Origin of the sequence: Blautia sp. MSK.18.38, from assembly GCF_024460535.1 — a bacterium.
GTDB lineage: Bacteria > Bacillota > Clostridia > Lachnospirales > Lachnospiraceae > Blautia_A > Blautia_A fusiformis.
On record NZ_JANFYP010000044.1, the window covers coordinates 1 to 14,243 of the forward strand.

General features: G+C 40.2%; 13 protein-coding genes and 2 pseudogenes. 14 read left to right on the top strand and 1 reads right to left on the bottom strand.

What is annotated here, in order from left to right; all coding sequences use genetic code 11:
- Window positions 1-23: 23 nt before the first annotated feature.
- Window positions 24-863: a hypothetical protein gene (locus NE638_RS16865; protein WP_173746781.1), complete on the bottom strand. Its 840-nt coding sequence runs from the start codon at window positions 861-863 to the stop codon at window positions 24-26.
- 551 nt (window positions 864-1,414) lie between these two features.
- On the opposite strand from NE638_RS16865, the gene NE638_RS16870 reads away from it, so the two are divergent.
- The 14 genes and pseudogenes from NE638_RS16870 to NE638_RS16935 form a co-directional block, all read left to right on the top strand.
- On the top strand, window positions 1,415-2,554 hold the full coding sequence (locus tag NE638_RS16870) for a hypothetical protein (RefSeq protein ID WP_147603556.1): 1,140 nt from the start codon (window positions 1,415-1,417) through the stop codon (window positions 2,552-2,554).
- Window positions 2,555-2,802: 248 nt separating this feature from the next.
- Window positions 2,803-3,219, top strand: a complete 417-nt coding sequence (locus NE638_RS16875; RefSeq protein ID WP_015525019.1) for a YjdF family protein — start codon at window positions 2,803-2,805, stop codon at window positions 3,217-3,219.
- A 124-nt stretch (window positions 3,220-3,343) separates the two neighbouring features.
- Window positions 3,344-3,676, top strand: coding sequence for a DUF3784 domain-containing protein (locus tag NE638_RS16880; RefSeq protein WP_059085803.1), 333 nt, complete (start codon window positions 3,344-3,346; stop codon window positions 3,674-3,676).
- Window positions 3,677-3,729: 53 nt separating this feature from the next.
- Window positions 3,730-4,110, top strand: a complete 381-nt coding sequence (locus tag NE638_RS16885) for a mannose-1-phosphate guanylyltransferase (RefSeq protein WP_147603557.1) — start codon at window positions 3,730-3,732, stop codon at window positions 4,108-4,110.
- Window positions 4,111-4,359: 249 nt separating this feature from the next.
- The gene (locus tag NE638_RS16890; protein ID WP_173746783.1) at window positions 4,360-5,316 is read left to right on the top strand and encodes a helix-turn-helix domain-containing protein; all 957 of its coding nucleotides are present in this window, start codon (window positions 4,360-4,362) and stop codon (window positions 5,314-5,316) included.
- Window positions 5,317-5,488: 172 nt separating this feature from the next.
- The gene (locus NE638_RS16895; protein WP_015525024.1) at window positions 5,489-6,166 is read left to right on the top strand and encodes a response regulator transcription factor; all 678 of its coding nucleotides are present in this window, start codon (window positions 5,489-5,491) and stop codon (window positions 6,164-6,166) included.
- Window positions 6,159-7,058: a sensor histidine kinase gene (locus NE638_RS16900; RefSeq protein ID WP_173746784.1), complete on the top strand. Its 900-nt coding sequence runs from the start codon at window positions 6,159-6,161 to the stop codon at window positions 7,056-7,058. Before NE638_RS16895 ends, NE638_RS16900 begins: the two co-directional genes overlap by 8 nt.
- A 135-nt stretch (window positions 7,059-7,193) precedes the next feature.
- A complete protein-coding gene (locus NE638_RS16905) occupies window positions 7,194-7,865 on the top strand; it encodes an ABC transporter ATP-binding protein (protein ID WP_129974493.1) in 672 nt (223 codons plus the stop codon).
- A 13-nt stretch (window positions 7,866-7,878) separates the two neighbouring features.
- Window positions 7,879-10,524: an ABC transporter permease gene (locus tag NE638_RS16910; RefSeq protein WP_173746786.1), complete on the top strand. Its 2,646-nt coding sequence runs from the start codon at window positions 7,879-7,881 to the stop codon at window positions 10,522-10,524.
- 173 nt (window positions 10,525-10,697) lie between these two features.
- Window positions 10,698-10,853, top strand: coding sequence for an Ig-like domain-containing protein (locus NE638_RS16915; protein WP_235812352.1), 156 nt, complete (start codon window positions 10,698-10,700; stop codon window positions 10,851-10,853).
- A 342-nt stretch (window positions 10,854-11,195) separates the two neighbouring features.
- Window positions 11,196-11,750, top strand: coding sequence for an RNA polymerase sigma factor (locus NE638_RS16920; RefSeq protein WP_059085811.1), 555 nt, complete (start codon window positions 11,196-11,198; stop codon window positions 11,748-11,750).
- Complete coding sequence (locus NE638_RS16925) at window positions 11,723-12,826, top strand: DUF4179 domain-containing protein (RefSeq protein WP_173746788.1); 1,104 nt, start codon at window positions 11,723-11,725, stop codon at window positions 12,824-12,826. Before NE638_RS16920 ends, NE638_RS16925 begins: the two co-directional genes overlap by 28 nt.
- 233 nt (window positions 12,827-13,059) lie before the next feature.
- A pseudogene (locus NE638_RS16930) lies at window positions 13,060-13,986 on the top strand (DUF4368 domain-containing protein); the annotation flags it as partial.
- Window positions 13,982-14,140: pseudogene (locus NE638_RS16935) on the top strand (TnpV protein); the annotation flags it as partial. The pseudogenes NE638_RS16930 and NE638_RS16935, both read left to right, overlap by 5 nt.
- Between the last annotated feature and the right edge of the window lie 103 nt (window positions 14,141-14,243).

Consider the following 14,243-nt stretch of genomic DNA (forward strand, 5'->3'; position numbering starts at 1 on the left):
CATGGAATCGAGGTGTCTTTCTTTTATGCAAAATCACGAACTTGCTCATTTATAGTATTAAAATCATTTAATGCACCTCCATATTGTCTTGGGCGTATATGATGAATTTGAACACTTGACCAGAAGGAAGAAGGCTGTTTTCCATATTTTTCTTCATATTGTTTTATATACTTTGATCTTCCATTCCATGTAGGAGATTTCGCAAGCTTTTTCCAAGTGGTGCTAATTGTAGATTCAGCATCTTTTTTAGATACGGGATCAACATATTGAGGGAAGATTTGTCCTTTTTTATTTGTTAAAATAGGAGTTATTTGTCCGTTTGCACCAGGATTAGAAGTGCCATCAGCCATAACCGCGTTAAAGGAAGTATTTAATTTCCAAAACATTGTATTAGCAGCGGTAGTAACATATTTAACCTGTCCCTTTCTTATTTCACTACTTTTAAAAGTTACAGTTCCTAAATTTGTATTAGCTGTTACTTGTTTTATATTGGATCCATGACGTAGTGTGAAATGAACAGTGAGAACTTTAGGTTTTTCTCCAATCATAGAGTCTATAACAAAACCATAACGTAATTTTCCGTCAACATAAAGATAATTAGTATGATATGTAAACTCACCGACAACTTCCTGTTCTCTGGAAGCTAAAGAAGAGGCATTTTTTCTATTATGAAGATTTACAGAGTCAGTGCTTAAAGATGTAGCATTTAAAGATAATCCCTCTTCATCATGTAATGAGGATATTTTTATATCAGATTGAGTAATATTTTGATTTGAGGCAAAAACACTAAAATTGACGCTTAATATCAATGTAAGCGATAACATCCACATGAGTATTATTCTTAATTTGTTTTTTTTACGCATAGTTGTCCTCCCGAAAAATATTTAGCTGTCAAATTAGCGCTTTGTTCAACAACGGAGAGCAATTATAGCACGTTTTATGTTTTTTTCAATAGTTTTTTGCGCATTTATAAGATTTGTATAGAGATTATTATGAAAAAACATAATATCACTAGAAAAGTAGTTACAGTAAGAATTGAGTAATTGAACCCAAAAGAGTGTATTTGGAAAGAAAAAAGGTGACGTTGTATATGTTGTTGGTTTTTTAATCTAAATATAAATATAGTATCACTATTTTGAAGTTTTTAGTATAAAATTTTATGAATATATAATAAAATTCATTTATAAACACACTGAATGACAATAAGAATCTTCGGGTTGAAATACAATGTAATTGTCAAAAACGTATGTTCAAATTGAGTATCTATAGTTTTCAGTAAGAAGAGTTCAATAGTAAGTTCAAATATCCATGCAGATAGTAATATCATCAGAAAAAGTGTATAATTACAAGGAAAGAATTCGATGAAAAAATTTATCTATGCAAAAAAGTATTGATGGATTGAGAGGGGATCAGTATGAGGGTTGACAAAACTTGCAAAACTTGTGGATTTGACTCTAATGGTGTGTGTGGTATGTATAGCACATGTAAGGAAGACGAAGAGTGCGATGACTGGGAAGCTTCTTTGGAGTATTATACGGAGATTACGAAAAAAGCACCTTGGTATATTAAGGGACCTTATGATAGATGTAAAATAAGTTATGAAAAATTTCTGGATCTTTTACAACAGGATGAACAGGGAGTCGATGTAGAAATAAATATTTATGATGCGATTGAAAAGGTCTATGAATTAAATTCAGTAGAATTAGCAGGGGTATTAGATGTGTCTATGGGAGTGCTGGGATATGCCAGCACACAAAAAACGATACCAAAGAGAAAAAGACAATTTTCAAGCAGGCTGCATATTCCGGAAAGCTTCTTTGATGAGTTTTTATCTACACAACTGGATGCATTAAAGAAATGTAGAGAAGAATTTCGTGATTGTTATGGGGACGAGCTGATAGAAAAATTTAAGCAAAATGGTTATGCTGCAATGGAAGCAAAGATAGAAAAACAAAATGCAGCCGATAAAATAAGAAATGAAAAGTACAGGGAAGAAAACCAGAACAGATATCAGTATAAGGAGAAGACAAAAATGTACCATGATCTATCTGATGATTACAAATCCAGGGACTATGTGATTGCGATAACCTTAAAAGAAGGCGATTATTATGGAAATATATTCTATGAATACAGCTCTGGAGGATATGGCTTGTCTGTGGACATAATGGAAGATATTTTGCAATTTATTGAAAATCTGGATTGTGAAGAAATCAATGAGTTAAACGAGGAAGGTCTCTTAAATAATAATATAGCCTTGCAAGCAGACATAAATGGCAAAGATATTCATTTTGAACTGAGAAATGATGCAGGGGAAAAGCTGGAAAAGACAATCCCGGAAGATGAATTGCAAAAATACATTGTTGGTTATGAAATGATCCGGTGCGATGGACGTGGAATGAAAAAGGAACGCAGAAAATGTGGTTCCTGCAAAAATTTTACACCGATAGAAGGCTGTGCAAAAGGAAACTGTTCTGTTAGAGGTGATATCATTCAGAGAAGCAGAATTATATGTTCCCATGATTATGTGTTGAAAACAGATAAAGTATTATGTTAAAATCGTCTCGTACTATCAATGGAAAAGATGATTGTATAGATTTACTATAGGAATTAGAATATATAAATTGTAAGGATATATTGTGTGATATTGCACTTTATATGATAAAAACAAGATAAAAACGCAATGCATATTTTTAAGATATGCTAGAGCTGGTAGGTAGCCCAGCCGTCCTATGTAAATAGGGTAAGTAACCTGCCCCTCCGGGTTGTCCATTCTTTGTTCAATTCATTTTAGGAGGGATTTTTATGGACAAAACAAATGGAAAACTGACGGTATATTTTGAAGAACCATTTTGGGTAGGCGTATTCGAGCGTATTGAGGATGGTAAATTATCTGTAGCGAAGGTAATATTTGGTGCAGAACCAAAAGATTACGAAGTGCAGGAATATATTCAACAATACTATTTCAGTTTGAAATTCAGTCCGGCTGTTGAAACTGTTGTAAAGGATATAAAAAGAAATCCGAAACGGATGCATCGAGAAGTAAAAAAGCAGACAATAGGAACAGGTATTGGCACAAAATCGCAGCAAGCATTGAAATTACAGCAGGAACATAACAAACAGGAGCGTAAAGAGAGAAATCGCAAGAAAAAAGAGGCAAAAGAACAGCGAATGTTTGAGTTGAAACAGCAAAAGAAAAGAGAAAAGCATAAGGGGCATTAAAAGCCTCTTGGGCTTTAACTCAAATCGGGATTGACCGAGCGCATTGGGCGAGAGATACTTCTTGTTTGAATGGCAAGAAGATGGAATTGAGAGTTTAGAAAATTGGAATTCAAGGAGCATATAGATGAAATTAGCAGATTTAGCAACAGGTTCTGATTGGATAGTGTGGATTGTCTTTGTAATATTTGCTGCACTTTCTATAACTTTACTTTCTGGACACGGAAGCTGGTTTATTTCTGGATATAATACAGCTACAAAAGAAGAAAAGGAAAAATATGATGAAAAGAAGTTATGCAGAACAATGGGAATTGGAATGTCTATTATAGCAATTCTTGCATTAATTATGGGCGTGCTTGAAAATATTTTGCCTGCATTTTTTGTATATATTGCATTGGGAATTATTTTGATTGATGTCGCGGTAATTATCATTTTGGGAAACACGCTATGCAGAAAGTAATAACTTCCAGTTAGTTGAGATGTTGCAAAATTTGGAATCAGGAGAGAATAAGAATGATTAACAATTTGATGTACATTGAATTAAAAACGGGATATTCTGATGATGGTCCGGCATGGATTGGATATGTCAAAACTTCAAAAAGTAAGAAAACAATCTATTTTAATGACCATGCCTTTCAGAAAAATATCGGTAACTATGCAAATTATATAGATATTGAGAATGGTGATAAATATTGGATTTCCGGACTGAAAAAGGAAGAGAGCAATCGTCATTGGGCAGGACATGGAAAGATTATGGTTGATCGTAGAGCTGTTAATGAATACCTTTCCCTGATTGGTGAAAAGAAATTGCCATTAAATCTGTTTGAAGTAGTTGATATTGAAGATAGATTTCCGGTTAAAAGAGTAAAAGAATTATTGAATGAAAAGAAATAGCAATGCCAGCAGTCTTGCAATATTGAGTTTAGAAAAATTGTGACATTCTCACATATGACCGAGCGCATTGGGCGAGAGATACTTCTTGTTTGAATGTTGGAATGATTATAGGTATTTGTTTTCGGGATGAAAATACCGTTTATTTATTCTAGACATAAGATGTCCGGTTGAAAATTAACGGATTCTCGTTTTATGTCGTGGTAATTTTGGTGCATATTGGTAAGCTGTAAGTGGAAGAGAGGTAGAGACATGGATACAAAAAAGATTGGAGCTTTTTTAAAGCAATGTCGTAAAGAAAAGAATCTTACGCAAGAACAGCTTGCCGAGAAGTTTGGGGTATCTGCAAGAACAGTTTCCAGATGTGAAACAGGAATAAATATGCCAGATCTCAGTGTACTTGTTCAACTTGCTGAGTATTACGATGTTGAGATAAGAGAGCTCCTGGATGGAGAAAGGAGCCAGACTATGAATAAAGAGATGAAAGAAACACTGGACAAAGTTGCGGTGTATGAAGAATGGGTGAAACAAAAAGCATTAAAGGCTGGAAATCTTGCATTTGCATCAATGTTTGTGATTGGTGTGTTAGCGATTATTATTCAGATGCTATTAATGGTGGATACTCGTTTGGTTTTGGGAGAGATAGTAACTGTCTTAGTAGGAGGAATCCTATATGTAGCTATTATGGTGTATAATGGAATATGGGATAAATGCCTGCCAAAAAGTGCTGCTATATGGCGAAATTTTCTCACCAGTGTAATATGTGCAGGAATTTTTACAGTCATCTATGGTATATGTTTATTTAGAATGGGAGCTACAGAAACACAGATAACACGATTGGCATTGGGATTTCTGATAGGTATTACTATTGTGTCATTTATTATTCTTAGGACCTTAGCATTTATTAATCGAAAAAGAAATCAGAATTCACCAAATGTTCAGGAGAGAAAAGAAACTTCCCAATCTAAGACAGAATGGACAAAGATTTATAATGCACAGAATATAGTAGAGACAGAACAGCTCGTAGAAATGTTAAAGCAAAGTGGAATAGAAGCTTTTTCCCAGGAAGCAGGTGCGAATGTTGCAATGCATGGAGCACCTGGATTTGGAATATATGGTGTGGATATATTCGTGAAAACCGATGATGCAAAGAAGGCAGTACAGCTGATCAAGGAGATTAATAACCAAGAGAATGAAGAAATTTTTTGACATTGTCACATATGCGTGCTAATATGATTATAGAAAAAGTGTGCTGCCGATAGACGGTTAGTCCACATACTTAATTGATTGAAAATAACCGTTCAGTTTTGCTGGGGCGGTTATTTTTGTGTCTTGTTATTAACTTTGCCGAATACCTTTGAGTAACGAGGGAGTGAGATATATGGAGCAATTATTGATTGTTGAAGATGATATTGGTTTGAATCAAGGTTTATGCAAAGCACTGAAAGTAGATGATCGGAAGATTATTTCCTGCCAAGACCTGAAAACGGCGAAGGAGCAGCTGCTTTGCGGCGGTGTATCCCTGATCCTGTTGGATATCAATCTACCGGATGGCAGTGGGCTTGAGCTGCTCCGGGAGGTCAAGGAAAACACACCCGGGATTCCTGTTATTCTGCTGACTGCCAATGATACCGATCTGGACATCGTGGACGGACTGGAGAGGGGCGCTGATGATTACATTACCAAGCCCTTTTCTCTTTCGGTTTTGCGGGCAAGGGTGAATACCCAACTGCGAAAGCAAGCGTCAAGCCATAAAAATGCACCGACCCATATTGATCTTTTTCACTTTGACTTTGAGGCTATGACCTTTTATGTGGGAGATTCAAAAGTGGAATTGAGTAAAACAGAGCAAAAATTACTGCGTCTGCTTGTTGAAAATCGTGGTCGAACCATGACCCGTGGAGACCTTGTAGACAGGATCTGGACAGATGGTGCTGAATATGTGGATGAAAATGCTTTGTCTGTTACGATCAAGCGTCTGAGGGATAAGCTTGGGGCACAGAAATACATTAAAACCGTCTATGGAATCGGTTATAGTTGGGTGACAAAAGATGAATAAAAGCGGCATCGCGATCATACTGCTGTGTTTTCTGGCGGCAGCAGCTGTTGTATTATGGGAGCGGAGAAAGGTCATAAAAGCGATGGAAGAAATCGAAAGGATGCTGGACGCCGCCATGACCGGCTCCTTTTCTGAAACAACTTTTGATGAAAGCCAGCTGTCTGCTTTGGAAACAAAGTTTGCACACTATCTTTCTGCCGCAGAAGCATCTTCTCGAAATATGGCACAGGAAAAAGACAAAATCAAATCCTTGATTGCGGACATTTCCCATCAGACGAAAACGCCGATTGCAAACCTGCTGTTATATAGCGAGCTTTTGATGGAGGAAACTCTGTCTGCATCGGCAAAGGAAAATGTGGAGGCACTGTACAAACAATCGGAAAAGCTACGATTTCTGATTGATTCTCTCGTAAAACTTTCCAGACTGGAAAATGGGATCATTTCACTTTCCCCTCAGCAAGCATCACTTCAGCCGCTGCTTGAAAGCGTAGTAGAACAATATACCGCCAAGGCTTCTGAAAAAGGATTGTCTTTGCAAATGCAGGATACCAATGCTTTTGCTGTATTTGACTTCAAATGGACAGCGGAAGCGCTGGCTAATATCGTAGACAACGCCATCAAATATACGGAGCATGGAACAATCACGATTTCTACCGTAAGTTACGAAATGTTTACAAGGATCGATATATCGGATACCGGTTCAGGTATCTCGGAAAACGAGCAGGCAAAGATATTTTCCCGTTTTTATCGTTCAAATGCTGTTCAGGAACAAGAAGGGGTTGGCATCGGCTTATACCTTGCCCGACAGATTATATCCGGTGAGAGCGGTTATATCAAGGTTGCTTCCGTTCCGGGAAAAGGAAGTACGTTTTCCATATTTCTGCCGAAATAATAACAATTCTATCAAAATTGTTAGATTTTATTTTCCGCCGGAAAGAATGTGGAAAGAATCCTATGCGATAATCTGTATGTATCAAAGGATCATTTCCTTTCATACATACAGATTTTTTCATGGAGGTACTCGTTTATGGAGGTTTTACAGGCAAAAGACCTGAAAAAGATTTATGGCTCCGGTAATAACGCAGTTCATGCGTTGGATGGAGTTGATTTAAGTGTGAAGAAGGGAGAGTTTGTTGCAATTGTCGGCACATCCGGATCCGGAAAATCCACGCTGTTGCATATGCTGGGCGGGCTGGATCGTCCTACAAGCGGCACGGTCATGGTGGACGGACAGGATATTTTCTCCCTGAAGGAGGAAGCGCTGACCATCTTCCGCCGCAGGAAAATCGGCTTTGTATTTCAGAGCTACAATCTTGTTCCGGTGCTGAATGTATATGAAAATATCATTCTACCCACTGAACTGGATGGCGGAAAGGTAAACAAGGCTTTTGTGCAGCAGATCGTGCAGACGCTTGGACTGAACGACCGTCTGGATGCGCTGCCCAATCAGCTCTCAGGCGGTCAACAGCAGCGAGTAGCCATTGCCCGTGCGCTGGCAGCGGCACCCGCTATCATTCTGGCAGATGAACCGACCGGCAATCTGGATTCCAAAACCAGTCAGGATGTTTTGAGTCTGCTGAAGGTGAGCAGTCAAAAATTTGCCCAGACCATCGTGATGATCACCCACAACGAAGAGATTGCCCAACTATCTGACCGGATCATCCGCATAGAAGATGGCCGCATTGTCACGGGCCGATAAGGAGGTGACCGTGATGAAGGTAAGAAATCAAAAATGTATTCGAAAGCTCAGCTTAAAATCCCTTTATGCGAACCGTCGCCGCAATCTGATCGCCATTTTTGCCATTGCGCTGACAACGCTGCTATTTACTTCCATGTTCACCATTGTCTTGTCGTTGAACGCCAGTTATGAAACCTACCAGTTTCGGCAGGTAGGCGGCTATGCACACGGCACCTTTAAAGATGTTTCCCCCGAGCAGGCGGAACGTATCGCTGCTCATCCAAAGGTGAAGGCTGCGGGGGCACGGAAGGTGATCGGCATCACTGTGGATGGTGTCTTTTCCAAAACGCCTGCAGAGATCAGCTACATGGATGCCAACTGCACCAAATGGAGCTATGCCACCCCTACTACCGGGCGGATGCCCGAAAGCGGCAAAGAAGTAGCCATGGATACGGCAGCGTTGCAGCTGCTTGGCGTAACGCCGGAGCTGGGCGCCGAGGTCACGGTTTCCTATTCCATCACGGACAAGGATCAAACCGCCTTTACTGTAACAGATACCTTTACGCTGGTGGGCTATTGGGACTATGATGAACTAATGCCTGTTCACTACATCAACATCAGCCGTGATTACGCAGATGACATCGAAGCGCAGGCAGTGAAAACAGGGTTACAGCCTTTCCGCACCGATTTGAATGTCATGCTGGCTTCCGGCACAAACATTCAAGGGCAGATGGAGCAGGTGGATACCGATCTTGGTTACACATGGGACAGCTATACTGATCCCAACAGCGTCCGAATCGGTGTTAACTGGGGATATACCTCATCCCAGCTGGAGTCGCAGCTCGATCCAGAGCTGATGGTCGCCATAGCAGCTTTTCTGCTGCTGGTGATTTTCACCGGGTATCTTATCATCTATAATATTTTCCAGATCTCTGTTGCGGGGGATATCCGGTTTTACGGACTTTTGAAAACCATTGGCACAACGCCCCGGCAGCTCAAACGTATCATTCGCCAGCAGGCACTTCTATTTTGTCTGATCGGCATTCCGGCAGGACTGTTGCTGGGCTACGGCATCGGCGCTGTTCTGGTGCCTGTTGTCTTGCGCTCCACCCAGTTGGATGCAGGCATCACCACCATCAGCACATCACCTGTGATCTTCCTTGGTTCCATGCTGTTTGCCTTGTTGACGGTGCTCTTGTCCTGCTCCAAGCCCGGAAAAATGGCAGCCAAGGTCTCTCCAGTGGAGGCTATCAAATATACGGATGTGATGCAGACTAAGAAAAAACAGCGCAGCACCCGGGGAGCCAAGCTCCATCAGATGGCCTTTGCCAATCTGGGACGAAACAAGAAAAAGACGGTGCTGGTGGTGGTGTCTCTGGCACTGTCGGTGACACTGTTCAATGCGCTGTGTGCCTTTGTGGGAGGCTTCAGCATGGAGAAGTATGTATCCTCCATGACCTGCGCCGATTTTATCGTCAGCACTCCCGACTATTTCCGTTTCAACCCGGCAGATGAATTCATCACGCCAGAACAGATCGAGGAGATCGCAACAAACACAAAGGCCAGTCTTTCCGGCACGGGATATGCTGTGCTAAAAACCGCATACCTGTGGATGACGGAGGATGCTCTGCGGCAAGACTATGCAAGGTACGAAAGTGCCGAGCAGTTGGACAGCCATATGAGCCGCATGGAGCACCGGGGCAATATGGTGCTGGGAGATACCAGAATCGAGGCTCTGGATAACAGTCTGTTTGACAAGCTGCAAGTGTTCGACGGAGATATTTCTCCTATGCTGGAGCCGGACAATAACGCCATTGCCATTGCGGTTTCTTTGGATGATTACGGCAATCTGCCCAATCCTGAATACTACCCCAAGGTGGGAGACACGATCACGGCTACCTATGCGGATGATGTGAAATATATCGACAGCCGCACCGGGGAACTGTGCAACGAAGACACACCGGAGGAGTACCTTCAGGCAAAATTGTATGGGGCCAGAGATGTAGAGTACACGGTCTGCGCCTTGGTAGAACTTCCGAACTCCATGGGTTATCGTTATGGTGGTATTGGATATAACGCAGTTTTGCCTGTGACCACCGCACAGAGGGACAGCGGTGGTGCAGTCGTTCCGATGCTCTACCTGTTCGACACAGCGGACGAAGCTGACGAGGCCGAAGCAGAGCAATATCTGTCAAAGCTCACGGCCGGTGAGTTTTCGCCCTTGATGTATGAAAGCAAAGCCACGGTTCGCTCTGAGTTTGCTCAGTTCCGGCAGATGTTCCTTCTGATCGGTGGTATCCTCTGTGCTATCATTGGGCTGGTGGGACTCTTAAATTTCTTCAACGCCATGATGACCGGTATTCTTTCCCGCCGCCGGGAATTTGCGGTGCTTCAGGCTGTAGGAATGACGCCCCGACAGCTCAAAACCATGCTGATCTACGAGGGGTTGTTTTACGCAATGTCTTCCGTATCGGTGACCTTTGTGCTTTCACTGGCGGTGGGACCTCTTGCGGGGAAAATGCTGGGCAGTATGTTCTGGTTCTTTGAGTATCGGTTCACCGTTCTGCCTGTCCTGCTGACAATTCCGGTATTTCTTCTGCTTGGGTGGCTGATTCCCTGCATGATGTATGATAACGCAGCGAAATGCAGCATTGTAGATCAGTTAAGGGATGCTCAATAATTGTTAAGCCAAAATTAGCCCTCTGTCAATGAAAAGGCTGAGGGCTGGAATTCAAATAATAATCAAAGTGACCATTACACTGGCCAGCGGCAAGAAACAGGTCATTTCCGTTACTGTGCAGAAAACAACGGTAAGAACAACAAAGATCACCGGACTGAAATCAAGCGTGACTGTTGCAAGGAATAAAAAAACTTACGCTGAAACCAGTCATCAGCCAGATTACTTCCCAGGAGAAGGTTACCTACAGTTCTTCAAATAAGAAGATCGCAACGGTAAATTCCAAGGGTGTGATCACCGGAAAGAAAAAGGAACAGCCTATATCACAGTGAAATCTGGAAAGATCCGCAAAAAAGTAAAAGTAGTAGTTAAATGAAAATGATTTAAGCAGGAGCTGCCATTCATGAATACACATGGAATGGCAGCTCCTTTTTTCATTTTTTGCATGTAGTTTTATTTGCAGAAGTAGATTACGATATTAATAGTTGACCAGGGAGAGAAGAATGATTAGATAATATGTTATAGTGATAATGGAATTATGGTAACAAAAAAATTTATAAAAAAGTGCAACCAAACAGAAAAAAATACGTTATATATAATAGACAACATTAATATGGCACACTGCAAATAACCTATCTGCATAAAAACACTAATATACAGGGGAGAAATGTGATATGGAAGATACACATATTATAAATTTATTTTTAGAAAGATCAGAAGATGCAATTCGCCAGGTAGAAGTAAAGTATGAAAAATTTTGCTTTAAGATTGCATGGAATATTTTATATAACACAGAAGACTCAGAAGAATGCGTAAATGATACATGGCTGATAACGTGGAATAAGATTCCGCCCAAAACGCCAACAAAATTATCTGCATTTCTTGGAAAAATAACCAGAAATTTGGCATTGGACAATTTCAGAAAGAAAAATGCTTCAAAAAGAGCAGATACACATATGATGGATATTTGTGGTGAAGTGGAAAAACTGGAAAATACAATAAAGGATTATGTGGAAGAGGATATAAAGAAAAAGGAAATTTTGAATATTTTAAAAAAATTTTTAAGTGATTTAAAAGCAGGGGACAGGGATATTTTTGTCAGGCGATATTGGTATATGGATAATATTAAAGACATTGCAAAAAGACATGGATGCTCTGAGACTAAAATTAAATCCAGTCTTTTTCGAAGCAGAAACAAATTATGGGAAGAGGTGAAAGAAATCATATGAAAAAAGAAAACAATTTTTTGGATTTGATGGGAGAAATAGATGAAAAATTTGTTTATGAAGCTTCCTTGCCATGGGAAAAGCGAAATGTTAATTTGAAATTAAAATTAGCAAAGATTGCAGCAGCAGGAGTTGTAATAGCATTATTGATAGGAGGCTTGGGACATCCGCATGAGATAAAGGCGGCCTGGGAACAGATTACTTCGTGGATTCAAACTGCATTGGGGATTAATGAAAATGTAGAATCATATATAGATAGTGTTGGAAAAACGATTACTAAAAATGGAATTTCTATTACATTAGATGAAATTGCTGCTGATAAGGAGAATTTATGGGTGGCAATATCTGATAATATAAATGATTCAAAAGAAAAAGAGACTATTCTACTAACAGAAGTGGAGATAAATGGAAAAGCGGCACAGTTAGATGGAACATATGCTCTGGAGAAAAAGGAGAACGGAACAGATGGTCAGGTTTGTCATTATAGGTTGGAAGATACAACTATTAAAGATAATACAGCAGATATAAAAATGAAAGTATGGTTATTTGATCCAACAGAAATGGATACTGCAGATACAGAAGATACGGATGACTATATTTTTGAATTTTCATCAAATTGGGAAGAACTGGAGAAGAATACCATAAATGTAAATGTGAATAAAAAAATAAAGATATCTCCAAATCAAAATCTGACGATTTCAAAAATGAGCTTAAACGATTTGGCAAGTACAATTTATGGAAATTTGGATAATAAAGAATATGAAGATTATTATTTAATAGGAACCGACGATAAAGGAAATCAGGGGCTTTATAGAATGACAAATTATGGAGGCACAGAGACTGTGTTTGAAGAAAGCAGAAATAATACAAAATATAAAGGAATTTCTCCAGATGCTAAAACGGTGACATTAGAATTATATGTAAATAAAGAAGAAAAAAACAAAACAACATATAAAAAATATGAAACTGGAATAGAAGATACTTACGGAGAAGGCGAAGGACGTGTTTATGAAAGTGATGAAGATCCTCTGGATTTATATAGCCAAGTGGAAGGAAAAATAGAAATTAAAATCAGATGACAAAAGAATAATTTTATCGAAGAGAGGGATGAGATACCGCAATTGGATATTTTTACTGTAGAGATAAAAAAAACAATAAAATGTTTGGTGGTACATTTAAGATTCGTATAAATAAAAATGGTAAAATTACATTTCCATAAGTAATAAGAGAAGTTGATTAAATCTTTGAAAATCGAAAATACAAAATATAGCAAAAGTGCGATTGACGCCAACAATATCTTGTACTAATATGATTGTTCTATTGTGCCGATTGCGGCGGCAAGATGTATGTCCACCGCACCAACAATGGAAAGCAGGTTTCTCAATATACCTGTTCCAATTATACCAAAGTTCCGTGTGGGACACTATGCCCTACACAACACCGTGTCAATGAGAGTGCTGTCCTGACATTGGTTTCCGACACGCTCCGGGCTATCGCTGAATATTCCCAAAATGACCGGACGGAATTTATTCACACTGTTCAGGAGACGCAGGTTGCTCAACAGAGTGCCGATATATCGAAAAAGCGCAGGCGTCTGGCTGCTGCCCAAAAGAGAGCCGGAGAACTGGAAAAACTGATTTGCAAAATCTATGAGGACAACGCCCTCGGCAAGCTGCCGGATGCACGATATAAGGCGCTTGATGCACAGTATGCCAAAGAGCAGGATGCATTTGAGATTGAAATTGCAGAGCTGGAAAAGGCTGTTATCGGCTATGAGCAGAGCCAGAAATCCGCAGAGAAATTTATAGCCCTAATTGATAAGTATGAGAATTTTGACACTCTGACAAACACCATGCTCAACGAGTTTGTAGAGAAAATCCTTGTCCACGAACGCGCCCGAAAAGGCAGCCAGGACACCACGCAGGAAATTGAAATCTACTTCAATTTTTTAGGGCGCTATAACCCACCATCCTTACAGCCGGTTCCTTTAACCCCGGAGAAACAGGAAGAACTGCAGAAAAAAGAAGAACGCAAGGACAGGCTTCATCAGAATTATTTGAAGCGGAAAGCCAGCGGCGCACAGAAACAGTATGAGGACAAAATCAAGGCGAAGAAAAAAGCGGAAATGGACGATAAGAAAGCCCTGATCCGGGCTGAGGATATGAAAAAAGGTGTTTTTTCTACTATCGGTCAGCTACCAAAAGAAGAACCGCGCAAAGGCAGCATAGCAGCCAGCGCAGGAGCGCGTGGACACCATGTTGCCTCACATGATGGAGACTGCGGGTGTCACGGAAGAACTGAAAGCCCGCGACCCCATGCGCTGGGTGGGGTTGATGAACACGCTGAAGGCGCAGGCGGAGGAAATAATTTTTCAAGAGTTGATTTCTGCATGAGATTTTAGGCATAAGAAAGGCCGGGATTTTGCTGACAAGTGGCAAATCGAGACTATGAAAAAATCTCTGTAAATAGGATTCTTCTATGATAAGAAAGGGTGAG